The organism is Diaphorobacter ruginosibacter, from assembly GCF_014395975.1.
Classification (GTDB): Bacteria; Pseudomonadota; Gammaproteobacteria; order Burkholderiales; family Burkholderiaceae_C; genus Diaphorobacter_A; species Diaphorobacter_A ruginosibacter.
This window is the reverse complement of sequence record NZ_CP060714.1, coordinates 2,332,020-2,355,915: the sequence shown is the minus strand read 5'-3', so window position 1 is coordinate 2,355,915 and position 23,896 is coordinate 2,332,020. Positions and strand designations below refer to the sequence as shown.

General features: G+C 62.0%; 23 protein-coding genes. 6 read left to right on the top strand and 17 right to left on the bottom strand.

Annotation, left to right across the window (positions count from 1 at the left end; genetic code table 11):
- Positions 1 to 407: 407 nt before the first annotated feature.
- The gene (locus tag H9K76_RS10640; protein WP_187600187.1) at positions 408 to 1,415 is read left to right on the top strand and encodes a D-2-hydroxyacid dehydrogenase family protein; all 1,008 of its coding nucleotides are present in this window, start codon (positions 408 to 410) and stop codon (positions 1,413 to 1,415) included.
- Between the two features lie 107 nt (positions 1,416 to 1,522).
- Here the strand turns inward: H9K76_RS10640 and H9K76_RS10635 are convergent, their stop codons facing one another.
- From H9K76_RS10635 to H9K76_RS10620, 4 genes are all read right to left on the bottom strand, one after another.
- Positions 1,523 to 2,650: a branched-chain amino acid ABC transporter substrate-binding protein gene (locus tag H9K76_RS10635; RefSeq protein ID WP_187600185.1), complete on the bottom strand. Its 1,128-nt coding sequence runs from the start codon at positions 2,648 to 2,650 to the stop codon at positions 1,523 to 1,525.
- A 354-nt stretch (positions 2,651 to 3,004) separates the two neighbouring features.
- Entirely contained in the window at positions 3,005 to 3,604 is a 600-nt protein-coding gene (locus tag H9K76_RS10630; protein ID WP_187600825.1) for a hypothetical protein, read from the bottom strand.
- Between the two features lie 2 nt (positions 3,605 to 3,606).
- On the bottom strand, positions 3,607 to 4,044 hold the full coding sequence (locus tag H9K76_RS10625; protein WP_187600183.1) for a DNA polymerase III subunit chi: 438 nt from the start codon (positions 4,042 to 4,044) through the stop codon (positions 3,607 to 3,609).
- A 22-nt stretch (positions 4,045 to 4,066) separates the two neighbouring features.
- Entirely contained in the window at positions 4,067 to 5,626 is a 1,560-nt protein-coding gene (locus tag H9K76_RS10620) for a leucyl aminopeptidase (RefSeq protein WP_187600181.1), read from the bottom strand.
- 23 nt (positions 5,627 to 5,649) lie between these two features.
- Here H9K76_RS10620 and lptF point away from each other — a divergent pair, with 23 nt between their 5' ends.
- Genes lptF through H9K76_RS10605 form a run of 3 tightly spaced genes read left to right on the top strand, consistent with a single transcriptional unit; the run spans position 5,650 to position 8,254 of the window.
- Complete coding sequence (gene lptF, locus H9K76_RS10615; RefSeq protein WP_187600179.1) at positions 5,650 to 6,756, top strand: LPS export ABC transporter permease LptF; 1,107 nt, start codon at positions 5,650 to 5,652, stop codon at positions 6,754 to 6,756.
- Positions 6,753 to 7,850 (top strand): LPS export ABC transporter permease LptG, encoded by a 1,098-nt coding sequence (lptG, locus tag H9K76_RS10610; protein WP_187600177.1) that lies wholly within the window; start codon positions 6,753 to 6,755, stop codon positions 7,848 to 7,850. Before lptF ends, lptG begins: the two co-directional genes overlap by 4 nt.
- 17 nt (positions 7,851 to 7,867) lie before the next feature.
- Positions 7,868 to 8,254, top strand: a complete 387-nt coding sequence (locus tag H9K76_RS10605) for a sirohydrochlorin chelatase (protein ID WP_187600175.1) — start codon at positions 7,868 to 7,870, stop codon at positions 8,252 to 8,254.
- Positions 8,255 to 8,283: 29 nt separating this feature from the next.
- Here H9K76_RS10605 and H9K76_RS10600 read toward each other — a convergent pair whose 3' ends face one another.
- The 5 genes from H9K76_RS10600 to H9K76_RS10580 form a co-directional block, all read right to left on the bottom strand.
- The gene (locus H9K76_RS10600; protein WP_246475455.1) at positions 8,284 to 9,720 is read right to left on the bottom strand and encodes a sulfite reductase subunit alpha; all 1,437 of its coding nucleotides are present in this window, start codon (positions 9,718 to 9,720) and stop codon (positions 8,284 to 8,286) included.
- Positions 9,696 to 10,781 carry an FAD:protein FMN transferase gene (locus H9K76_RS10595; protein WP_187600174.1) on the bottom strand — a complete coding sequence of 362 codons (1,086 nt, stop codon included), beginning with the start codon at positions 10,779 to 10,781 and terminating at the stop codon, positions 9,696 to 9,698. The genes H9K76_RS10600 and H9K76_RS10595 overlap by 25 nt, the downstream gene beginning before the upstream one ends.
- 116 nt (positions 10,782 to 10,897) lie before the next feature.
- On the bottom strand, positions 10,898 to 11,698 hold the full coding sequence (locus H9K76_RS10590; protein ID WP_187600172.1) for a DUF4198 domain-containing protein: 801 nt from the start codon (positions 11,696 to 11,698) through the stop codon (positions 10,898 to 10,900).
- 66 nt (positions 11,699 to 11,764) lie between these two features.
- Positions 11,765 to 12,286 (bottom strand): DUF2271 domain-containing protein, encoded by a 522-nt coding sequence (locus H9K76_RS10585; protein WP_187600170.1) that lies wholly within the window; start codon positions 12,284 to 12,286, stop codon positions 11,765 to 11,767.
- A gap of 63 nt (positions 12,287 to 12,349) precedes the next feature.
- Entirely contained in the window at positions 12,350 to 13,006 is a 657-nt protein-coding gene (locus H9K76_RS10580; protein WP_187600168.1) for a PepSY-associated TM helix domain-containing protein, read from the bottom strand.
- A gap of 385 nt (positions 13,007 to 13,391) precedes the next feature.
- Here H9K76_RS10580 and H9K76_RS10575 point away from each other — a divergent pair, with 385 nt between their 5' ends.
- Together H9K76_RS10575 and H9K76_RS10570 are read left to right on the top strand one after the other, a co-directional pair.
- Positions 13,392 to 14,333 (top strand): CysB family HTH-type transcriptional regulator, encoded by a 942-nt coding sequence (locus H9K76_RS10575; protein WP_187600166.1) that lies wholly within the window; start codon positions 13,392 to 13,394, stop codon positions 14,331 to 14,333.
- A gap of 61 nt (positions 14,334 to 14,394) precedes the next feature.
- The gene (locus tag H9K76_RS10570) at positions 14,395 to 15,564 is read left to right on the top strand and encodes a pyridoxal phosphate-dependent aminotransferase (RefSeq protein ID WP_187600164.1); all 1,170 of its coding nucleotides are present in this window, start codon (positions 14,395 to 14,397) and stop codon (positions 15,562 to 15,564) included.
- A gap of 78 nt (positions 15,565 to 15,642) precedes the next feature.
- Here H9K76_RS10570 and H9K76_RS10565 read toward each other — a convergent pair whose 3' ends face one another.
- The 8 genes from H9K76_RS10565 to H9K76_RS10530 all read right to left on the bottom strand — a co-directional run bounded on the left by H9K76_RS10565 (position 15,643) and on the right by H9K76_RS10530 (position 23,867).
- Positions 15,643 to 16,278: a response regulator gene (locus H9K76_RS10565; protein WP_187600162.1), complete on the bottom strand. Its 636-nt coding sequence runs from the start codon at positions 16,276 to 16,278 to the stop codon at positions 15,643 to 15,645.
- Between the two features lie 831 nt (positions 16,279 to 17,109).
- The gene (gene rng, locus H9K76_RS10560) at positions 17,110 to 18,600 is read right to left on the bottom strand and encodes a ribonuclease G (RefSeq protein WP_187600160.1); all 1,491 of its coding nucleotides are present in this window, start codon (positions 18,598 to 18,600) and stop codon (positions 17,110 to 17,112) included.
- A gap of 83 nt (positions 18,601 to 18,683) precedes the next feature.
- A complete protein-coding gene (locus H9K76_RS10555; RefSeq protein WP_187600158.1) occupies positions 18,684 to 19,301 on the bottom strand; it encodes a Maf family protein in 618 nt (205 codons plus the stop codon).
- A gap of 60 nt (positions 19,302 to 19,361) precedes the next feature.
- Positions 19,362 to 19,829 (bottom strand): 23S rRNA (pseudouridine(1915)-N(3))-methyltransferase RlmH, encoded by a 468-nt coding sequence (gene rlmH / locus H9K76_RS10550; RefSeq protein WP_187600156.1) that lies wholly within the window; start codon positions 19,827 to 19,829, stop codon positions 19,362 to 19,364.
- 77 nt (positions 19,830 to 19,906) lie between these two features.
- Positions 19,907 to 20,659: a ribosome silencing factor gene (gene rsfS, locus H9K76_RS10545; RefSeq protein WP_187600154.1), complete on the bottom strand. Its 753-nt coding sequence runs from the start codon at positions 20,657 to 20,659 to the stop codon at positions 19,907 to 19,909.
- Positions 20,660 to 20,887: 228 nt separating this feature from the next.
- On the bottom strand, positions 20,888 to 21,844 hold the full coding sequence (gene hemF, locus H9K76_RS10540) for an oxygen-dependent coproporphyrinogen oxidase (RefSeq protein ID WP_187600152.1): 957 nt from the start codon (positions 21,842 to 21,844) through the stop codon (positions 20,888 to 20,890).
- Entirely contained in the window at positions 21,844 to 23,130 is a 1,287-nt protein-coding gene (purD, locus tag H9K76_RS10535; protein WP_187600150.1) for a phosphoribosylamine--glycine ligase, read from the bottom strand. The genes hemF and purD overlap by 1 nt, the downstream gene beginning before the upstream one ends.
- Before the next feature lie 17 nt (positions 23,131 to 23,147).
- Positions 23,148 to 23,867 carry a YebC/PmpR family DNA-binding transcriptional regulator gene (locus tag H9K76_RS10530; RefSeq protein WP_187600148.1) on the bottom strand — a complete coding sequence of 240 codons (720 nt, stop codon included), beginning with the start codon at positions 23,865 to 23,867 and terminating at the stop codon, positions 23,148 to 23,150.
- Between the last annotated feature and the right edge of the window lie 29 nt (positions 23,868 to 23,896).

Sequence of the window (23,896 nt, the reverse complement as noted above, 5' to 3'; positions counted from 1 at the left end):
GAAGCTGATGGCCCTCACCATGCGCCAACGCAGAACCAGGGGTCCAGACGCCGGATACGCCTCGAACGGCAAGGTCGCCATGGTAAGGCCGCCCTATGTACTGATCTGCATCATGAAACAACAGCTGTAAGAGCCGGTGTGGATGCGCTCGGGCAAATCACTCTTGTTCAACGTCTCTTGATTGGGTAACGTTGACCATCACACACTCGCAGAGCAGCAGAATCTCTGTAACCTTGTGTTTGAAAAGCACCCCAATTCGGTCTGCGACTGGCGCATCCGCGGCTGCATCAACGACAATGAGGCCCCTGCACGCATGCATTCATTCATGCGCTGCACCGAATTGATTGAATCTTCCAAGACACGCCCAGCCGACCGGCTGCGCTCGTCACGTAGTTGCAGCAAACAAGATGAATATTGTCATACTCGACGACTACCAGGACGCTGTACGCAAGCTCCATTGCGCCGAACGGCTTGAACGATACTCCGCCAAGGTTTACACCAATACGGTCAAAGGTCTCGGCCAGCTGTCGGTCCGACTCAAGGATGCCGACGTCATCGTTCTCATCCGCGAGCGCACGCACATCACCCGCCAGCTCGTGGAAAAGCTGCCACGCCTCAAGCTCATCGCACAGACCGGCAAGGTCGGCTCGCACATCGACGTGAATGCCTGTACCGAACGCGGCATTGCCATCGCCGAAGGTGTCGGCTCGCCCGTCGCGCCTGCCGAGCTGACCTGGGCACTCATCATGGCGGCCATGCGCCGCCTGCCCCAGTACATTGCCAACCTCAAGCACGGTGCGTGGCAACAGTCGGGCATGCGTGCCGCCTCCATGCCGCCGAACTTCGGCCTCGGCATGGTGCTGCGCGGCAAGACGCTGGGTATCTGGGGCTACGGCAAGATCGGGCGCATCGTTGCGGGCTACGCCAAGGCCTTCGGGATGAACGTGCGCGTCTGGGGCCGCGAGGCATCGCGTGCACAGGCGCTGAGCGATGGCTTCCAGGTGGCCTCGACCCGTGCCGAGTTCTTTGCGCAGTGCGATGTGATCTCGCTGCACCTGCGCCTCAATGAAGAGACGCGCAATATCGTCACGCTCGAGGACCTGAGCCAGATGAAGCCCACGGCGCTGATCGTCAACACATCACGCGCAGAACTGATCGAACAAGATGCACTGATCGCCGCACTCAATCGCGGCCGTCCCGGCATGGCGGCGGTCGATGTGTTCGAGAGCGAGCCCATCCTGCAAGGACACGCCCTGCTGCGCCTCGAGAACTGCGTGTGCACGCCACACATCGGCTATGTCGAACAGGACAGCTACGAGCTGTACTTCGGTGCAGCCTTCGACAATGTGGTCAACTACATCAAGGGCACGCCCACGAACATCGTGAACCCGGGAGCGCTGCAGGTCCGGCGCTGACCCGCGGTTAGGTGGTCGTTGGACCGCCACAACCCGTGAACCCCAACAAAAAAATGGGCCTTCGAATCCGAAGGCCCATTTTGCTCATGTCTCCAGGAACCGAGGCTTCAGTTCAGTGGAAGCTTCTCACCGTTCTTGTAGTTGAACAGGGTCACGGCAGGATTCTTCATTTCGCCATTCGCCTCGAAGGCGATCTTGGCGGTCACGCCCTGGTAGTTCGACTTCTTGAGTTCGGGGATGTACTTCTTCGGATCGGAAGAGCCGGCACGCACCATCGCATCGGCCAGCAGCATGGCTGCGTCATAGGTGTACGGGCTGTAGACCTGGAACGCGCCCGGGTACTTGGCGTCGTAACGCGCCTTCCAGTCCTTGCCGCCCGGCATCTTCTCGAGGGATGCACCGCCCACGGCGCAGACCACATTGCCAAGCGTCGGAGCATTCGCCGACAGCTTCGCGAGTTCTGTGGTGCAGAAGCCGTCGCCGCCGAAGTACTTCTGCTTGCTCAGGCCCAGTTGCTGCATCTGGCGCAGCATCGGGCCCGCCTGCGCATCCATGCCGCCGTAGAACACCGCATCGGGATTCTTGGCCTTGATGGCGGTCAGGATCGCCATGAAGTCCGTCGACTTGTCGGTCGTGAACTGCTCCTCGACCACCTTCATGCCCTTCTCCAGCGCCACTTTCTTGAACACGCTGGCCAGGCCCTGGCCGTAGGCCGTACGGTCATCGATCACCGCCACCGTCTTGAGCTTGAGCGTATCTGCCGCGTAAGCCGCCAGCGCGGCGCCCAGGGCGTTGTCGTTGGCAATGATGCGGTACGTCGTGTCATAGCCCGGCTTGGTCAGAGCGGGGTTGGTCGCGGCGCCCGTAACCATGGGCGTGCCGCAGTCGTTGTAGATCTTGGCAGCGGGAATGGTCACGCCGGAGTTCAGGTGCCCCACCACGCCGGCGACCTTGGCGTCGCACAGCTTCTGCGCAGCGGCCGTACCCTGCTTAGGATCCGCGGCATCGTCTTCCGCCATCAGTTCGAACTTGACCTTCTTGCCACCGATGGTCACACCCTTGGCATTCAGGTCGTCAATGGCCATGCGGGAGCCATTTTCGTTGTCCTTGCCATAGTGACCCTGGGGCCCGGATACGGGGCCCACGTGACCGATCTTCACCACCTCTTGAGCGGCTGCAATACCGGCCACTGCTGCAACCGCAGCAGCCACAGTCAACTTCAACTTCAATTGCATACGGATCTCCAAAAAATTAAGACGCTGAGATATTTCGTGTTGTCTCAACTCGCTGAAACATATCGCAATTCATATCGCGAAACACTAGGGATTCTCAGAATATGGAGACTGCAAGAAGCAGGCCACAGGGCATGAGCCCGCGCCAGGCCTGGGTTCCCGTGGCATTTGCCACACCGAAGGCCCTGGATTCGTGCTGCCGCAAGGAATACCGGCATGCGCAAGCCCTCGACGGAGGCACCATGCAAGTGCAGACGAGGCTGCGTGCACGTCCACGGCGCGCCACACTGGGGAAACTCCCTGTGGCATCGGTTCGAGCCGCTGCGCGAGCCTGGCGGCCCCATGGTTTTTACAGGTTCATTGGTGGTGGACGGAGGCCAGCTCGTCCGCCACCGCCTCGTAGACCGACTGGCGAACGACCGACTCCACCTCCTCACGCAGGCGAGGAACGATCGAGCGGGTCTGTTCCTGGATCACCGTGGCGATGGCCTCTTTCAAGCGCTGCTCGAGCATGACGTCCACGCGCTGCATCACACGGTGGATGACGATCTCTTCGTAGCCCTCGGGCAGCGGTGACGGGTGGGCTGAGGCGATTGGCTGCGGTGCCTTCTCGGGCCTCGCGTCCTCCACGACCGGCTCCATACCTTCGGTCTCCTCCCGCTCCGCCGACATGTCCTCACCTTCGGGCAGCGGTTCAGTGGCCACCTCGGTCAGTTCGGGCAGGTTGGCCACAAGCTCGGGAGGCAGCGCCTGTGCGTGAGGCACGCCGGGCGGTGCGGCGGCGATGCCCTCCTCCGTAAAGCCGTCGTCCTCTTCCGGTGCACCCGCTGGCAATTCATACCCGCCGGGAATCTCCGCAGGCGCCTCGTCCGCCTCGGCCACCAGGTCGACAGGCAGGCTGACCTCTTCCGTGAGGGTAGGAACGAATTTGGGCGGGGTGGCGGGCGCGGACGACATGGTCAGGCATTCTCTTTCAAAACGAGATCGTGGCGCACGATGTCGTAGCCCTGCGCCGCATACTGCCGCCAGCGGACGCGGGCCGATTGGCGATCCGCCTCGTCGCTTGCACTGACGACCTCCACCACCTTCGCGAACTGCTCAAACCCGCCGGGAACCTGGGCCCCCAGGTTGAGTAGCACGTCGCGCGGCGATACCGACAACGGATCGCCGGCCAGCAGTACCGGTGATGCGCGCACGATGTCTGGATCGGCATCGGCGAGCGCGTGCGCGACGAAATCGGTGGAACCGACGGCCCACATCATGCGATCAAGCGCCTGCAACTCACCGGGGGCACCCGTGATCACCACGCGCATTTCCCGGCGCAGCGCCTTGCGAGCGAAGCGGCATGCGTAGGCCAGCTTGTCCGGCGCATTGAAATGAAAGGCAACTTCCGTCATCGGATATCACGTCCTGTCCACTTCAGGCGGCCTTGGGGGCGCCGGCAGCCTTGCGCGCAGGCTTTGCTGTTGCCGTGCTTGTAGATGCGGAGCCCGTCTTGCCACCTGCCTTGACCGATTTGGCAGCCTTGGCGGGCTTGGATGCAGCGCCAGCCTCGGAGGCCAGATAGTGCAGCAGCAGTCCCACCGGACGACCGGTGGCACCCTTCGCAGCGCCACCCTTCCATGCGGTTCCGGCGATGTCCAGGTGCGCCCAGGGCATGGTGCCCGTGAAGCGCTGCAGGAACTTGGCTGCCGTGATCGCGCCGCCAGCACGTCCTGCCACGTTGGCCACGTCGGCAAAATTGCTGCGCAGGCCTTCACCGTACTCCTCATCGAGCGGCATGCGCCAGCACAGGTCGAGCGAGGCGTCGCCCGCCGCCTGCAACTTGTTCGCGAGGGCCTCATCGGTCGAGAACAGGCCGCTGCGTTGCGCACCGAGCGCAATCACGCAGGCTCCCGTGAGCGTGGCGATATCGACCACGGCGCGCGGCTTGAAGCGCGCAGCATAAGTGAGCGCGTCGCACAGCACGAGGCGGCCTTCCGCGTCGGTGTTCAGGATCTCGATGGTCTGTCCATTCATGCTGGTCACCACATCGCCCGGCTTCACGGCCTTGCCGTCCGGCATGTTCTCGCACGCCGGGATCAGGCCCACCACGTTGACCGCCGGACGCAGCTCAGACAGGGCACTGAACACGCCCAGCACGCTGGCCGCGCCGCCCATGTCGAACTTCATCTCGTCCATTTCGGCGGCTGGCTTGAGCGAAATGCCCCCCGTGTCGAACGTGATGCCCTTGCCGACAAGCACCACGGGCGCCTCGGACTTGGCTGCGCCGTTGTAGCGCAGCTCGATGAACCGCAACTGCTCCGCAGAGCCCTGCGCCACGGCCATGAATGCGCCCATGCCCAGCTTGGCCACCTCCGCCGGACCATGGATCTTGCAGGTGATGCCGCCCACGGCCAGGCCCTTGGCGGCCTGGGCGAGCAGCGTCGGGGTGGCATGGTTGGCGGGACGGTTGGCCCACTCGCGGGCAAAGGCGACGCCCTTGGCAACGCCGCACGCCATCTCAAAGGCCGGCTTCAGGCGCGCTGCTTCCTCGGCCCCGATCACGACGCGGTTGATGGCAAGCGGCTCCGCCTTGCTCTTCGTAGTGGTGTAGGCATAGGCGATTTCGCCGCAGCATTGCACCGCTGCAGCCACCGCCTCGGGCGATGTCTTGCCTGCAAAGACCAGGCATGCTTTCCGGACTTTGGGGGATTTGAGGACATTGGCGACAGCAGTAACCGCCAGACGCACGCTGCGCGCGCTACCATCACCACTTCCGGCAAGAATCACGCGGCGCGCCGAAATCAGGGGCGACGCGTACATTTGCAGGGTCTTTCCCGCCTTGAGTTCCAGATCACCCGACTTGAGCGCCTGGGCCAGAATCGCGGAGACCGCATCTTTTGCGGGTTTGGTTCCCTCAGGAACCAGCACGATCAGTGCATCGCATTTCTGGTTGACGGCGGCAGACAGGGAGAGTGTGGTCAGTTCGAAGTTCATAATCGGCGTTTTCCTTCGAGACAATGTTATTCGATTCATCCATCCGCAAGGAGTTGGCGCGCAGTTTCGGTGCGACGCTGGTGGTTTTGGTCACCATCGTCATGACGATGATGCTCATCCGTACCCTTGGACAAGCCTCGAAAGGCAGTGTCAATCCGTCCGACGTCATGCTCGTGATGGGCTATACCGTGCTCGGCCAGTTGCCCACCATTCTGAGCCTGTGCCTTTTCGTCGCCATTGTGGGCGTGCTCTCGCGCATGTACCGCGACAGCGAAATGGTCATCTGGTTCGCCAGCGGCCGGGGCCTCATGAGCCTGTTGCCCCCGCTGCTGCGATTCGCCTGGCCTGTGATGCTGGCCATCGCCACGCTCTCTCTCGCGATATGGCCCTGGGCCAACACGCAGATCCAGGAACTGAAGACCCAGTACGAGCAGCGCAGCGACGTCGACCGCATTGCTCCGGGCCAGTTCCAGGAGTCCTCCAACGGCTCGCGCGTGTTCTTCATCGACCGCGACTCACCCGATGCCACCTCGGCCAGCAATGTGTTCATCGCCACCAACGAGGAACGGCGCGAGACGGTCACGTCGGCCGAGAACGCGAAGCTTGAGGTGCGCAATGGCGAACGCATCGCCGTGCTCTTCAATGGCCAGCGCCTGGAAATGCAGACCGACAAGCCCGGGCTGCGCGTGAGTGAGTTCGGCGAGTACGGCACGCGCATCGGCGACTCCAAGTCCGGCGGCGTCGACGAAGTGGCGCTCAAGACGCGCAGCACACTCGACCTCGTGGGCTCGAGTGTGCCCGCCTACCGGGCCGAGCTTGGCTGGCGGATCGGGCTCGCCTTCGCGGCGCTCAACTTCGTGGTGCTGGGGCTCGCCGTGGCGGTGGTCAACCCACGCGCGGGGCGCAGCAGCAGCCTGGCATTCGCGCTGTTTGCCTTCATCGTCTACTACAACCTCATGACCGTGGGTCAGAGTTGGGTCACCGCCAACCGCATCGGACTGGTCCAGTTCATGGCCGTGTTGCACGGCGGCACACTGCTCCTGGCCCTGCTGCTGCTCGCCGCACGGCACAACCAATGGTCCGTGCGCTCGCTTTTCCGGCGCCAGACAGCCGAGCGGAGGCCCGCATGAAAACCATTCGTCGATTCATCTACCGCGAGGTCGTGGCGGGCGTGGGCTTTGTCACGCTGGCCTTTCTTGCGCTGTTCTTCTTTTTCGATCTGGTGGATGAACTGCGCTGGATCAACAAGACCTACGAGGTGCAGCATGCCCTGCTCTACGTGGCGCTCAGCATTCCGCAGCACCTGTATGAGCTCCTGCCCATCACGGTGCTGATCGGCACCATCTTCGTGATGGCAAGGCTGGCGCAGACATCCGAATTCACGATCATGCGCACCAGCGGCCTGGGCCCTTGGCGGGCGCTCAGCACGCTGCTGATCCTGGGCGGCGCGTTCGTGGTGCTGACATTCGTGATCGGCGACTACATCTCGCCTGTCAGCGAAAAGGCCGCGCAATTGGTGAAGGCACGCCGGCTGGGACAGATCTCGACCGGCGTGACCGGCGCCTGGCTCAAGGAGCGCCAGGGGGACCATAGCTTCGCCGTGAACGTGCGCGCGATCGCCACCACGGGCGAAATGCGCAACGTGCGCATCTTCGAGTTCGATTCCAAGGGCTTTGCGGCATCGACCACGCAGGCCGAGACCGGCACGTTCAACACGGAGACCGATGCCTGGGATCTGCAGAACGTCAAGCGTAGCGTCTTTGAACGCAATGCCGATGACGAGATGCGGGTCGAGCGCACCGAGGAGCCCGAGTTCAGTTGGAAGACGCGCATCACCTCAAGCATGGTTGCGGCCGCGGTGCTCAAGCCGGATAAGATGTCCACGCTGGAGCTGTTCCAGTACATCCGCCACCTCGAGGCCAACGGACAGACCACGCAGCGCTATGCGATCGAGTTCTGGCGCAAGGTGTTCTATCCGCTCAGTTGCCTCGTGATGGTGGTGCTGTCGCTGCCGTTCGCCTATCTTCACTTCCGCTCCGGAGGCATCGCGGGCTACGTGTTCGGCGGCGTCATGGCCGGTATCAGCTTCTTCCTGCTCAACAACGTGTTCGGTTTCGCCGGCAACCTGCAGAACTGGTCGCCCATGCTGACTGCGGCCGCGCCGGGGTTGATCTACACCATGCTGTCACTGGCGGCCTTCGGCTGGCTGGTGCTCCGGCGTTAGCGAAGCGGCAGGAACCCATGTCAACCCCCGCTGCGACTTCAGGTGTCGTGCTGTTCGCACACGGCTCGCGCGACCCCCAGTGGCGCCAGCCGATCGAGGCCGTCGCACGCATGCTTTCGGCAAGCCGCACTGACATTGCCGTGGCATGCGCCTATCTTGAACTTTGCGATCCCGCCCTGCCCGATGTCGTCGATCAGTGGGCCGCCGCCGGCGTGCAGAGGATCTCCATCGTGCCGATGTTCCTCGGTGCGGGACGGCATGCGCGCGAGGACCTGCCGCGCATGGTCGCTCAACTGCGCGCGCAGCATCCGCTATTGGATCTGCGCCTGTCGTCACCGATCGGCGAGGACGCGCGCATGACGGCGTTGATGTCGCAGATCGCAGCGGACTCCGTCACGGACTGACGCCACGAGCAGCGCCGTGCTGCACGTATTCAGTACACGTCGCGGCGGTATCGCCCCGACTGCACCAGCTCGTGCAGCGCCTCCTCGCCCAGTACCTGCCTGAGCGCCTTGTGCACCCCCTGGCCCATGCCCTGGAGGCTGCCGCAGACGAAGATGGCCGCGCCACGTGCGATCCATGCGCGAATCGCGTCCGCCTGTTCCAGCACCACGTCCTGTACGTACAGGCGCGGGTTGTCGCCGTCACGCGACCAGGCCCGGTCCAGGCGCGCAAGCTGTCCCGACTGTAGCCAGTCCTGGAGTTGTTGATCCAGCAGCGCATCGTGCACCGGGCTGCGCTCGCCGAAGATCAGCCATTGGTCGCCCTGCTGCCGCGCGATCCGTGCGCGCACGTGGCCCAGCAGGCCCGCCAGCCCGGAGCCATTGCCGATCAGGATCAGCGGGCGTCCGGCACTGTCTCCCAAGCGGAAGCTGCTGTGCCGACGAACTGACACCTCCAGCGAGTCGCCTTCGCGGATACCGCCGCACAGCCAGCCCGATGCCATGCCAGGCGTGCCGTCCTCACGCACGCTCAGGCGCACCAGCATCTGCAGGACGTTGTCCTGCGGGATCGAGGCGATCGAGTAGTCCCGAGGATGTGCCGGGTCGGCCGGAATTCGCAGCGATGCAAGATCACCCGACTCCCAGTGCGGCAGCTCGCGGCCGGGCTCGGCCACCCAATCCAGCTGGTACAGCGGTCCGCCCTGGCTCCCCGGGTTGAGCAGCGTGCGCCGCTCGAGCCGCACCAACGTGGTGGCCGGCGGCAGCAGCCATTCCTCTTCGTCGGGAGCGGGAGGCTGCGAGTCCGTCCCGCCCAGCCACTCCAGCTTGCGCTCGTTCATGCGCGCCTGCCACGCGCGCAATGTGTCCCGGTCCATGTTGTCCACGCGGGTCAACTCGCTGCTGGCGCCCTGCGCCTCAAGCCAGCGGTGCACCTGTTCCCCGAATGCGCAGAACTCGCGGTATTCCCGATCGCCCAGCGCGAGCACCTGGCTCTGGTGATTCGGCAGCGACAGGGATTTGGGGAGCAGCGCCTGCACAAAGGGGAGCGCATGGTCGGGCGCGTCGCCCTCGCCTGTGGTGGACAGTACCCACAGGCTGCGCTCGTGCGAGCGCAGCATATCCGCGCCGACCGCGTCCACCGGCATCAGCGTGGCACGCATGCCGCTCGCACGCAGCATGCCTGCCGCCTCCCGTGCGATGCCTTCCGCCTGGCCCGTCTGGCTGGCATAGCAGACAAGCACCGCAGGCCACTGTGAATGACCCGCCGCCTCCTCGTTGCCATGTGAGAGATCAAGCCTCTTGCGCCGGGATACCCACGCCACGCGCGCGCAGAGCGCCGCATAACCCACCACCAGAGTCGCCGCGCCCGCAATACGCTGCGGCGACAGAATCCACTCCAGGCTCATGATGCGAAGCGGGCCTTCCATGCGGGCGTGACGATGGCCTGCGGCAGTGGATTGCCTATCGCCACCCAGCCCTCATCCGCGTGTTCGCGAAAAACGGCAGCTATGTCATTGGCGACGGCAAACTCCATTCCCTCGCGCAACCCCAGCACAGTCAGCACCGTCGCCAATGCGTCGGCATGCATGCATTCGGCATGGTGCACGGTGACGCTCGCCAGCGCATGCTCCACCGGCCGCCCTGTCCGCGGATCGATCGTGTGCGAATACCGTTTCCCGTCGACAAGGAAGTGGTGCCAGAGGTCACCCGAGGTCGCGAGGGCGCCGTCTCGCATGCCCACGACCATGGCCTCCGGGGCGCTGTCCGCTGTGCCGACACGAATCTGCCAATCCTTGCCGTCCGGCTTTTCACCCCAACCACGGAGCTCCCCGCCGATCTCGAACAACCCGCCCGTCCAGCCTTGCAGCGCGAGCGCTTCCGCGACCCGGTCCACGGCAAAGCCCTTGGCAATGCCGCACAGGTCGAGCCGAAGTCCTCCGGGTTGAACCAGATGCCGCTGCCCAGGAGCCCAAGGCATCCGGGCAAAGCCCGCTCCGGCGAGCTGCTCGTCGATCACTGCGGATTCAGGCGGGATGCCCGCATGCGGTGCCATGGGATCGGGTCGCGGGCCGAAACCCCATAGCGACACCAGAGCGCCCATCGTCGGGTCGATGGCCCCGCCCGAGCGCCCGGCCCAATGCATGGCCGCGTCCAGCACCTGCGCAAACTCGCCGGGCAACGCCATCTCGCCTCCGGGCGGCAACCCATTGAAGCGGGATATCAGGGAGTCGCGTTCCCAATTGCTCATCTGCGCGATCACCAGGTCCAGCACGGACTGCACGGATGCCCTGGCACCGTCGAGGGATGCAAATTCCGGATTGGCAAGGCGCAGCGACCAGTTCGTTCCCATGGTCTCGCCCGAAAGCTGGTGAACACGCGCATCGTGTCGGTGCTGCAGGCCGGCAGGTGCCTGCCACCTGCGCGCGGAAAAGTCTGCAGGCGCACCGGCTTCCTCACCCGGGGGCGTGGCCGCCTTCAGTGCCGACATCTGCCAGACGCTTGCAGCGTATCGCACCCTGGGTGTTGCGGGGGAGCCCGCTACCGGCCCTGTCCCCGACTCCATTGCCGACCCGATGGCCGACCCGACTGCCGAATCCATCACTCTCAGGGCAGCACTTCCAGCGTGGCGACATAGCCCAGGCGACGCTCCTTGGCCTGAGGCACCGTGGTCTTGTCGTCCTGCGCATCCGCACTCAGCCAGAACAGGCCGGCGCGCGGGAACTTGACCTTGACCATGCCGTTGGAGTCGGCCCGAAGCTTGATGGCGCTCACACCGTCACGGTAGCGGATGCCATCGGCCACCAGTTCGACTTCCAGATTGGCGGCCGGCTTGCCGTCGAGCAGGAATCCGAACGTGGCCTCCTCGCTGCTCACCAGGTCGTTCGGATGCGTGACCGGCTTCATTTCCAGTCCCTTGCCGGTGTTGGCGATGGCGCTCGGCTTGCCAACCGACACGAAGGTCTCCATGCGGCGCACGTTCTCGGTGATGCGCACATCCTTGGCATCCGCGGGAATCTGCTTGAGGATGTCCTCGGCCGTGCCGCGCACACGCTTGGGCTGGCCATTGGCGTCCTTGTACCCGCCCATCACGCCGTTCGCCAGCATGGTCACGCGGTAGGTCCCTGGCTGCTCCGGCTTGAAGTCGAACACGCTGCGCAGCTCACCCTTGTGGGCGTTCTTCATCTCGACCGTCGCGCCATCGGGTCCGGTGACCTTGACGTTCTCGAGGCCCAGGGGACGATGATTGAAAAAAAACACGTCGTTGGAGACGGCCGCATCGACAGTCACCCAGTCGGACTTCGAGAGCACCGTGCTCGAGGGTTTGAACCACATGTCATGGGCCTGCGCGGACAGTGCGGCCAGCGCCAGGGTCGCGGCCACGATGGCGTGCTTCTTGAGCATCATTGGAGGAATCCTTTCAGACGAGTTGAGATCTTGTTGGGTTCGGGAGCGCAGCGCGCATTGCTGCCATCAGGGCTTGAGGTCGAGCTTGACCTGGCCAAGTTCCGTGCTGCCCTTGGCGGACAGGCTGGTAGCTTGCTTCACGGGCCATTCGAATGGAATCGACACGAGTTCGCGCCCGCCCACCTCGCGCGCGGCCTCCACCATCAGCTTGTACTGCCCCGGCGCCAGCTTGGGCATGGGATTCTTGCCTTCGGCGAACGACAGCGCATGCGCTCCCGCCGGCTTGGTGGGTTGCGTCACGCCATCGACCGGGAACGTGAGTTCGCGGCCGGTGCGACGCCACCACTGGCGCATGTCCTTGAGCCACTTTGTGCCCTCGGCATCGCGCTTCTTCACGTCGTACCAGACCGACAGATTGGCAGCCACGCCACCGTCTGCGTTCTCGAGCCACACAGCCACATAGGGCTTGTGGTACTCGGCCACCTGAAGCTGCGGAATGCCGACATTCACATCCAGGCCCGCTGCAACAGCCGGCAGGCCGACCACAGCGCTCAGCGCCACGGAAAATTTCAGAACCTTTTTCGCCATTTCGTTTCCGTTTCCTTCACTCAATTCGATGCGGCCGGGCATCTGCCCCCGGCCTGTGAAATCTCAATGGATCAGCAGCAGCGCCAGCAGCGCCGGAATCACCAGCCCAAGGCCGACCATCGGCCAGGTGAGCGGCCGGCGCTCCGAATGCATCTTCAGGATCAGCAGGCCCGTGATGCAGAACACCAGGCAGCCGATGGCAAAGATGTCGATGAACAGGCTCCATGCACCGCCTGTGTTGCGGCCCTTGTGCAGATCGTTGAAATAGGAAATCCAGCCACGGTCGGTGGTTTCGTATTCGATGGCGCCTTCCTTCAGATCGATGCGCAACCACGCATCGCCACCCGGACGCGGCATGGGGATGTAGGCTTCGTCATCGCTCCACTCGACTGTTCTCGCACCCGCATCGACCTTCATCTGTGTCTGGATGAAACCCCGTACTTCGCTGGGCAGCGCCACAGCGATCGAGGTACCGGCATCAGCCTTCTTCACGCCTTGGTGTACGGCCTGGAGATGCTGGAGCAACTCCGCAGGCAGTTGGCCATCCCGGGTTTCGACGCGCGGCTTCGCTTCAATCTGGCCCGCATGGTTGAGCGTGAAGCCGGTGACGGCAAACAACAGCATGCCGATCAGGCAGATTGCGGAACTGATCCAGTGCCATTCATGTAGTTTTTTGAGCCAGTACGCCCGCTGCGAAGCACCTGAGATAGCCGCCTTCATTGAAAACCTTGGTAGAAAAGCGCCGTATCGAGAGGGCGCCTGGCCACTGCAACGGCAGCCCGCATTCTAGGGGGAATACATTCTGAATAAGTATCACTTTTATTTACTTTACCTAATTGTAACAATCAACGGTAAGCATCAAGCGATCACATCGAATTAAGAATTCTTTATTTTTCAATAGATTACATCGAAAATTTCAAGTATCACATCATATTTTGGGATCCAGCATTCACCCGTACGTAACGCAAACGTAACGAGATCATGTCGATCCTGGTCGGAGGGCTATTGCGCTTCTCGCAACGACACGCCTATCTTTGCTGCGTTACACATATCCATTTTAAGAAGAATGCAGCATAATAAAAACAGTCTTTAGCTGTATTCAGTTATGAACCTGCACCAATTCCGCTTCGTACAGGAAGCCGCACGCCGCAATCTCAACCTCACCGAAGCCGCCAAGGCACTGCACACCTCGCAGCCTGGCGTGTCCAAGGCCATCATCGAACTGGAGGATGAGTTGGGCGTGGACATCTTCGCTCGCCATGGCAAGCGCCTCAAGCGTGTGACCGAGCCCGGCCAACATGTGCTCAAGAGCATCGAGCTGATCATGCGCGAGGTCACCAACCTCAAGCGTATCGGCGAGCAATACAGCGCGCAGGACAGCGGCACGCTCTCCATCGCCACCACCCACACCCAGGCGCGCTATGTGCTGCCGCTGCCGGTGGCCAAGCTGCGCGAGTCCTATCCCAAGGTGAACATCAGCCTGCACCAGGCCACACCACACGAGGTGGCGCGGATGGTGATCGACGAGGTGGCCGAAATCGGCATGGCCACGGAGTCGCTGGCAGACTACCCCGATCTCGTCACCCTGCCCTGCTATGAATGGCAGCACGTGCTGGTCATGCCCTCCAATCATCCGCTGGCGCAGCGCGAACGCATCGGGCTCGAAGACATCGCGCACGAGCCCCTGGTCACCTACCACCCCTCGTTCACGGGCCGCGGCAAGATCGACGCCGCCTTTGCCACACGCAAGCTGCAACCGCGCATCGTGCTCGAGGCGATTGATTCCGACGTGATCAAGACTTACGTGCGCCTCGGCATGGGCATCGGCATCGTGGCCGAAATGGCGATGCGCGACGACCCCGTCGGCGATCTGGTGGTTCGCCCCATGGGACACCTGTTCGGCCAGAACGTCGCACGCGTGGCTTTCAAGCGCGGCGCCTATCTGCGCAACTTCATCTACAAGTTTGCCGAGTTGCTGAGCGACCGCCTGAGCCGTGACCTGGTGATGCGTGCAATGATCGGCAATGTGAACGACTACGATCTCTGACCTGATTGACCCCGATTCCGCCTGCACCCTCCCAGGCAATGCCAAGACTTCCGCACTGCAAATGAACACCGCCAGCGCCCCTCGCACTCCCTCGTTCCCCAGCCGCCTCCCCAATGTCGGCACCACCATCTTCACCGTCATGTCGGCTCTCGCGCTCGAGCACAAGGCAGTCAACCTCGGCCAGGGATTTCCTGACTTCGCCTGCGATGCCCGGCTGGTCGATGCGGTGAACGGTGCCATGCGTGCAGGCCACAACCAGTACCCGCCGATGGCGGGTGTGCAGGTGCTGCGCGAGGCCATGTCGCAGAAGTATGAAGCGCTGCATGCGCGCAGGTACGACGCGAACACCGAGATCACGGTCACCGCGGGGGCGACCCAGGCCATCCTCACTGCCGTCCTCGCCTGCGTGCAACCGGGCGACGAGGCCATCGTGCTTGAACCCTGCTATGACAGCTATGTGCCCAACATCGAGACGGCTGGCGCGAAGGTCGTGCGCGTTCCACTCACTCCCGGTACCTTCCGCCCCGATTTCGATCTCATCGCGGCCGCCATCAGGCCGCGCACGCGTCTCATGATCATCAACTCGCCGCACAATCCGAGCGGCACGATCTGGACCGACGCGGAAATGCGACAGCTGGAAGCACTGTTGGCCCCTACCGACATCGTGCTGATCAGCGACGAGGTGTACGAGCACATGGTGTTCGATGGCCAGCAGCACCAGAGCGCCGCGCGTTATCCCGGCCTCGCGGCCCGCGCCTTCATCGTTTCGAGCTTTGGCAAGACCTACCATGTCACGGGCTGGAAGATCGGCACGGTGGCGGCACCTGCCTCCCTCACGGCAGAGTTCCGCAAGGTGCACCAGTTCAACGTCTTCACGGTAAACACTCCCATGCAATATGGCATCGCCGAGTACATGAAGGACCCGGCTCCCTATCTGCAGCTTTCCGCGTTCTACCAAGCCAAGCGCGACCTGTTCCGCGAGGGGCTGAAGGACTCACGCCTGAAGCTCCTGCCCAGCCAGGGCAGCTACTTCCAATGCGTCGACATCTCGGACGTCAGCGACCTGAGCGAAGCCGATTTCTGCCAGTGGCTCACCCGCGAAATCGGCGTGGCCGCCATCCCGCTGTCCGCGTTCTACGTGGACAAGTTCGACCAGCGCGTGGTGCGCTTTTGCTTCGCAAAGAAGGATGACACCCTGCGCGAGGCCCTGCAGCGGCTACGCAAGCTGTGACCCTTGGCAGGTCGCTGCTCTCAATGAAAAAAACCGCGCTCTGCGCGGTTTTTTTTTCAGCCCGAAAGACCTGTGCGCTCAGAATAGATTGGAGTTCATGCAGAACTCCATCAGCAACTGATCCGTGGAGATATCCAGCTTGCGCATCACCGAACGCTTTTGCGTGCTCACCGTCTTGATGCTGCGATTCAGGTCGGAAGCGATCTGCTTGAGCGGCAGGCCCCGCGAGAAATGACGCAATACCTCCAGCTCCCGGGGCGATATGGAGTGCAGGTTCCTGGAGAACATGCGCAAGTCCTCCCGATTGATCCCGGGCGGATAGTAGACCGTGCCATCGACGACACAGTTCAGCGCGGCCAGCATCTCGGCCAACTCCTGGTTCTTCAGCACAACGGCGGCCGCCCCGTAGTCGTAAAGGGAGAAGACCAACGACGGATTGACCGACTCGGAGAACACCACAAACCTCTTCTCCGAAAAATTTCGAATCAGATACTTGATGTACCGAACGCCGTCCCCATAAAGCGAGTCATCGGGCATGGTGAAATCCGTCACGACAATATCCACCGGAGTGTCTGCCCGCAGAAAACGTATCAGCTCGGTCGGGCTTTTCATGCTTGCAACAAGAGTGAATCGAGGGTCCCGATGCACGAGGTCAGTCAATGCATACAGCACAGTGGGATGATCGTCGGCAATCGCCACTCGTATCTTATTCATATTGTCCTCCCAACCCCGAAAACTCGTTTCGGCTCAGCAATTCGCCCTGGATGGCCATGCAAGCTTTAATGGGAAAAATAAAATATTTTGCGTCCTTGATCCACCGGTAATGCGAAATATTAACGATATTCTTTTTTTTGTCAGCCTTCTCTATACTAGTTTTCAAAACCATACTCCCCTCTCTTGTTTTCATGCCTACAGACCTTTATTCTTGATCGCAAATTATCGCCCTACCGTCGCATGAAACTCTTGGACTGAATTATTCACAATATTCCCCATCCAAAATTCCAATTGAATCAATTCGAAACGCCGAATCAAGCCATGGAAAAGCAGTTTCACTGCACGCGAGTATTTTGAGCGCCATCGGGACCCGAGGCCACAAGAGATTGAAGAAAAACTGAATTATCACCGTCGTCTAATTTCAAAAAATCTATCTTCCTGTGCATCCATTTTTTAACAAAGCAGTATTCACAAAGCAGAACAATCTCTGTCAATGATGAAAAATTGCTATCAAATTCCACAATCTTGCCAATGCCTCACGCCCCTGGTTTTATAAATTATCAAAATTCAAATCCGCAAGCAATCAGGCAAAAACAATCATGAAGATAGTTATCAAATAATCCATTTAAATAAGAATTATCTCAGGCGGCCACGCAGCCACAAGAGAATTAGACAAATAATTGAAATATTCAATATTAGGAAGACACCAACTCCAGCAGCTCCAAGAGCGGTGAGAGGGTCAAACACCAGCCGCGCGTTGGCATAAAAAAAGGGACCATCAAGGTCCCATTCTTTTCAGAGGTGCGGTGTGCCGCTCAATCAGCCTGCTATTCAAATAAGAACGATATCGTATTGTTCCTGCCCCATGTCGGACTCGGCGTGAAGCGATATGGGCTTGCCTATGAAGTCGGACAATCCAGCCAGATGCTGGCTTTCCTCATCAAGGAACAGTTCCACGACCTTGGGGGAGGCAATGACCTTGAACTCGCGCGGATTGAACTGCCGTGCCTCCCGCAACACCTCGCGCAGAATCTCGTAGCAGACCGTGCGCGAGGTTTTCACCTGCCCCACGCCCATGCATGTCGGACAAGGTTCGCAAAGCATGTGTGCCAGCGATTCGCGCGTGCGCTTGCGTGTCATCTCCACGAGCCCCAATTGCGAGAATCCGCCCACCATGGTCTTGACGCGGTCGCGCGCCAGTTGCTTGCGGAACTCGCTGAGCACTGCGCTCTGATGGTCTTCGCGCACCATGTCAATGAAGTCCACAATCACGATACCGCCCAGGTTGCGCAGCCGAAGCTGGCGTGCGATCGCCCCGGCGGCCTCGAGATTGGTCTTGAAGATGGTGTCGTCGAAGTTGCGGGCCCCGACGTAGCCTCCGGTGTTGACATCGATGGTGGTGAGCGCCTCGGTCTGATCGACGATCAGGTAGCCCCCTGACTTCAGGTCCACGCGCTTGCCGAGTGCCCGCGCGACATCTTCGTCAATCGAGTACAGGTCGAAGATCGGCCGCTCCATCTTGTAGAGCTGCAACTTGGCTGCGGCCGCCGGCATGAACTCCTTGCCGAAGGTCTGCATCACCGCAAACTGCTCCTTCGAGTCGATGCGGATCGACTGCGTGTGTTCGCTCACCAGATCACGCAGCACACGCTGCAGCAGGTTCAGATCCTGGTAGAGCAGCGACTTGGGAGGCTGCCGCAACGCAGCCTCGCGGATGCCCGCCCAGGTCTTGCGCAGGTAGGCGATGTCCTCGCTCAATTCCTCATCGCTTGCATCTTCGCCATTCGTGCGCAGGATGAAGCCCCCGCCCCCGCCCGTGGACTTGTCGCCCACCAGCGTCTGCAGGCGTGTGCGCAGTGCCTCACGTTCATTGAGCGGAATCTTCTGGGAGACGCCGACGTGATCGTCCTGCGGCAGGAACACGAGCAGGCGCCCAGCGATGCTGATCTGGGTGGAAAGACGCGCCCCCTTGGTGCCAATGGGATCCTTGATCACCTGCACCATCAGCGCCTGACCCTCGAATACCTGCTTTTCGATCGGCACCAGCGGCTCGGCCTTGTTTCGCATCGCCATGGGCGGCTCTCCGCCCTCGTTGCGTTGCCAGACGTCGGCCACATGCAGGAACGCCGCGCGTTCCAGCCCGATGTCGATGAACGCTGACTGCATGCCCGGCAGGACGCGCGAGACCTTGCCTAGGTAGATGTTGCCGACGAGTCCGCGCTCCAGCGTTCGTTCGACGTGCAGTTCCTGAACCGCACCGTGCTCCACCACCGCCACGCGGGTTTCCTGTGGGGACCAGTTGATGAGAATATCTTGTTGCATTGGGCTTCGCAGAATGAAGCCTGCATGATGCCTGATTCCCGCTGCCGTGGTGGCGTTCGGCCTTTCGTTGCAGGCTGCAGAAATCAGACCGGCAACACCCCTGCCGCTCGCAACAGCTGCGCGGTCTCGTAGAGAGGTAGGCCCATGATGCCGGTGTAGCTTCCATTCAGGTTGGAGACATACTGCGCCACCGGTCCCTGGATTCCATAGGCGCCGGCCTTGCCCATGGGCTCGCCGCTGGCGACATAGGCGTCGATCTGTGCCTCGGTCATGGCCGCGAACCGCACCCGCGACTCGGAGAGCGCTGCAACGCGCTTGTTGCCCACCTGCAATGCCACTGCTGTCAGCACACGGTGCTCATGGCCCGACAGCTCGGACAACATGCGCTTCGCGTCCCGGGCATCGACAGGCTTTCCATAGATCGCGCGTCCCAATGCCACCGTGGTGTCCGAACAGAGAATCGGGGCCTCGGCAAGCCCTCGCCGCGCCAGGCGCGCAACGGCGGCATCCAGCTTCAGCCCCGTCACCCGCTCCACGTAGTCCACCGGCAACTCGCCCGGAAGCACCTCCTCGATGGCCTCGGCGTCCTCCTGCTGGTCGTCACCCTCATTGGGCAGGAGCAGCGAATGCCGCACCCCCAACTGCTCCAACAACTGGCGGCGGCGAGGACTTTGCGAGGCAAGGTAGATGAAGTCGGGCATGGGCTGTGGCCTGGATATGGGCGGATGACAATGAGCGGACGCGTGTCGCTATGAGGGCGCTCATTCTCGATGATACGGATGGCCGGCGTTGACCGACCAGGCACGGTACAACTGCTCGATGAGCAGCACGCGCACCATGGCGTGGGGCAGCGTCAGATCGGAAAGCCGGATCCTTTCATGGGCCGCCTGCCTGAAGGCCGGATCCAGCCCGTCCGGCCCGCCGATCACCAGCGCCACGTCGTCACCGCTCAGCTGCCAATCCTTCAGGCGCTGCGCCAGAGCCTTGGTGGTGAGGTTGGTCCCGCGTTCGTCCAGCACAACGATACGCGTGCCGCGCGGGATGGCAGCCTCGATGCGCTCGCGCTCGGCCGCGTACAGGGTCTCCAGCGACTTGGAGCCCCGCGGCTCTGTCTTGACGGCCTTGAGCTCCACCTTGATTTCATGTGGGAAGCGCTTGGCGTAGTCGTCATAGGCCGTCTGCGCCCAATCGGGCACACGCTGGCCCACGGCGACAATCAGAATCTTCATGGTCTTTCAGCCTTCCAAAAACAAAGGAGGCCTGCCGCTTGCACGGCAGAACCTCCTCAGGTCACGCAGCCGCGAAATCAGGCCTTGCGCGCGGGTGCCTTGCGTGCAGGAGCCTTCTTGGCAGCGGCAGGCTTGGCTGCGGGAGAAGCCTTCTTGTTGGCGCTTGGCTTGTTCACCACGATGGTCTTCAGGGGCGCTGCCTTTGCTGCCGCTTTCTTGGCGACCGGCTTGCGGGCAGCGGGCTTGGCCGCGGATGCCGAGGAAGCGGTCTTCTTTGGAGCCGCAGCCTTCTTGGCAACTGCTGGCTTGGCCGCTGCCGACTTGCCCGTCGACTTGGCAGCAGGCTTTGGCGCTGCAGTGGTCTTGCGTGCCGGGGCCTTCTTTGCTGCGGGCTTCTTCTTGCCCTCGTCGGATGCATCTTCCGATGCCGTCACGCGGCGCGGCTTGGCCGCACCGATCTTCATGCGCACGGGAGTTTCGCCCCAGATCTCTTCCAGGCGGTAGTACTGGCGGATGGCCGGCTGCATGATGTGTGCCACGGCCTGGCCGCAGTCGACGATGATCCACTCGCCGTTGTCCTCGCCCTCGACGCGAGGCTTGGAGAAACCGGCTTCCTTGACGGCGTCGCGCACGCTGGCCGCCAGCGCCTTGGTCTGCCGGTTGGAGTTGCCGGTGGCGACAATCACGCGCTCGAACAGCGGCGAGAGTTGCTCGGTGTTGAAGACCTGAATATCGACGGCCTTGACGTCCTCCAGGCCATCAACAATGGCGCGCTGGAGCTTGGTAACGTCTTTCTTGGCGGCAGATTCCGATTTGGTGGAAGTGGTCATCAGGTTGGTTCAATCGAATGGAATGAGGAGATCAATATAGCGCGCCCGCGCGGCAAAGGGCAACAGGACTGCAACCCGGGCGTGATCGATGATCTCTGGATATGAGGTATTGGAGATTGCGTGCGATGTGATTCAGCACTGCAAAGAGTTGAAAATTATAGACAAACGGCGTTTTGGGCGTTTTGGGCGTTTTGGGCGTTTTTCGTGCTTCGTAGCGTGTTGACGCTCTCAGAGCCATTCCCGCCGCTGCAGGAAGTACTCTGTCAGCTGGGCCTCGGGAGAGCCCGGCTCGGCCTGCCGCTGATACGACCAGCTCACGAGAGGTGGCATGGACAGGAGAATCGACTCCGTACGCCCGCCGGATTGCAGGCCAAAGTGCGTCCCGCGATCCCATACGAGGTTGAATTCGACATAGCGCCCCCGGCGATAGAGCTGGAAGTCACGCTCGCGCTCGCCGTAAGGCATGTCCACGCGGCGTTCCACGATGGGCAGGTAGGCCTCGAGGAACGCATCGCCCACGCTTTGCAGCATGGCAAAACTCCGCTCCAGGCCGAGCTCCGAGAAGTCGTCGAAGAAGATGCCGCCCACGCCACGCTGCTCGCCGCGATGCTTGTTGCAGAAGTACTCGTCGCACCACTGCTTGAAGCGCGGATAGAGATCTTCACCGAAGGGCTGCAGCGCGTCGCGGCACACGGTGTGAAAGTGCACAGCGTCGTCATCGAAGCCATAGTACGGCGTGAGATCCATGCCGCCGCCAAACCAGCAGACCGGCTCGCCGTCGGGCCTGGCCGCCGCAATCATGCGGACGTTCATGTGCACCGTCGGCATATAGGGGTTGCGCGGATGAAACACCAGGGACACACCCATGGCCTCGAACGGCGCACCGGCCAGTTCGGGTCGGTGCTGCGTGGCGGAAGGTGGCAGTTGCGGCCCCTTCACATGCGAGAAACCGCAGCCGGCGCGCTCGAACACGCGACCGTTTTCCATGATCCGGGTGATGCCGTCGCCCTGCAGGCGCTCCTCGCTGCCCTTATGCCAGGCGTCGGAGAGAAAACGGGCTCCACCCTGATCCGTCGGCCCCTCGATGGCCTCGAGTGCCGCCGTGATGCGGGCCTGCAGGCCAAGGAGGTACTCGCGCACCCGGTGCACAGGGGCATCCGGACTCGGTGCTGAAGATGGCTGCATCAGGCGGGGTGCTTCACGGCGCGATGACCGATATCCCGGCGGTACTGCGCGCCGTCGAAATAAATGCCTCGGGCCACGTCATAGGCTCGCTGCTGGGCTTGCTTCACGTTGTCAGCCAATGCCGTAACGCACAGCACACGTCCGCCGCTGGTACGCAGCACGCCATCGACCAGCTCGGTTCCGGCGTGGAACACCATGGCGTCTTCCACTTCCTGCGGCAGGCCGGTGATCGCATCGCCCTTGCGAGGAGACTCGGGATAGCCGTGCGCAGCCATCACCACGCCCAGCGCAGTACGGCGGTCCCATTGCAGTTCGACCTGGTCGAGCTTGCCATCGACGGCCGCAGCCAGCAAGTCCACCAGATCGCTCTTCAGGCGCATCATGATGGGCTGGGTTTCGGGGTCGCCCATGCGGCAGTTGAATTCCAGCGTCTTGGGATGCCCCTTGGAGTCGATCATCAGCCCCGCATACAGGAAGCCCGTATACGGGATACCGTCCTTTTCCATGCCGCGCACGGTCGGAAGGATGATCTCGCGCATGGCACGCGCATGCACGTCGGCCGTGACCACGGGTGCGGGCGAATAGGCCCCCATGCCACCCGTGTTCGGCCCCTGGTCGCCATCCTTCAGGCGCTTGTGATCCTGGCTGGTGGCCAGCGCGACCACGTTCTTGCCGTCGCTCACCACGATGAACGAGGCCTCCTCGCCATCGAGGAATTCCTCGATCACGACACGTGCACCGCCCTCGTTGTGGGAGACGCCGTACTTGTTGTCGACCAGCATGAAGTCGACCGCGTCATGGGCCTCCTGCACGGTCGTGGCGACCACCACGCCCTTGCCGGCGGCGAGGCCATCGGCCTTCACCACGATCGGCGCGCCGAGCTTGTCGATGAAGGCATGCGCCGCCATCGGATCGGTGAATGTGTCGTACGCCGCCGTGGGGATGCCATGGCGCTTCATGAAATCCTTGGAGAACGCCTTGGAGCTCTCGAGCTGGGCAGCCGCCCGCGTCGGACCGAAGATGCGCATGCCATGGGCGCGGAATTCATCCACCACGCCGGCAGCCAGCGGTGCCTCGGGGCCGACCACGGTCAGGTTGATCTTCTCGTTCTGCGCCCATGCGCGCAGCTCAGCGGGGTTGCTGATCGGCACGTTGACGAAGTCGGGGTGCAAGGCCGTACCACCGTTGCCCGGGGCCACGTAGACCTTGGAGACCTTGGGTGAGCCGTTGAGCTTCCAGGCCATTGCGTGTTCTCGGCCGCCGCCACCAATCACGAGGACTTTCATTTTCTTGTCATTGCCTCTCACAACTCGGCGTTGTGATAGACCTCTTGTACATCGTCCAGATCTTCCAGGACATCCAGCAGTTTCTGCATGCGTGCAGCGTCGTCGCCTTCGAGTGCGATCGACACATCGGGGCGCATGGTCACGTCGGCCAGTTCGGCCTTCAGTCCGGCGGCGTCGAGCGCTTTCTTCACGGCTTCGAAATCACCCGGTGCCGTCAGCACCTCGATCGCGCCCTCCTCGTCGGCGATCACGTCCTCGGCGCCCGCCTCGAGCGCCACGTCCATGACCTTGCCCTCGTCCGTTCCCGGCGCGAAGATCAGCTGACCCACGTGCTTGAACTGGAACGCCACAGAGCCGTTGGTTCCCATGTTGCCACCGTACTTGCTGAAGGCATGACGCACTTCCGCGACGGTTCGCACGTGATTATCGGTCATTGTGTCAACAATGATGGCCGCGCCGCCGATGCCGTAGCCTTCGTAGCGAATTTCCTCGTACGTTACGCCTTCGAGGTTGCCCGTTGCCTTGTCCACGTTGCGCTTGATGTTGTCAGCGGGCATATTGGCAGCCTTGGCCTTGTCAATAGCCAGACGCAGGCGGGGATTCGCATCGGGGTCGCCGCCGCCCTGGCGGGCCGCGACCATGATTTCACGGATGATGCGAGTCCAGATCTTGCCGCGCTTCTCATCCTGGCGACCTTTGCGGTGCTGGATGTTCGCCCATTTACTGTGTCCTGCCACAGGGAGTCCTTCTGATTTAATAATCTACT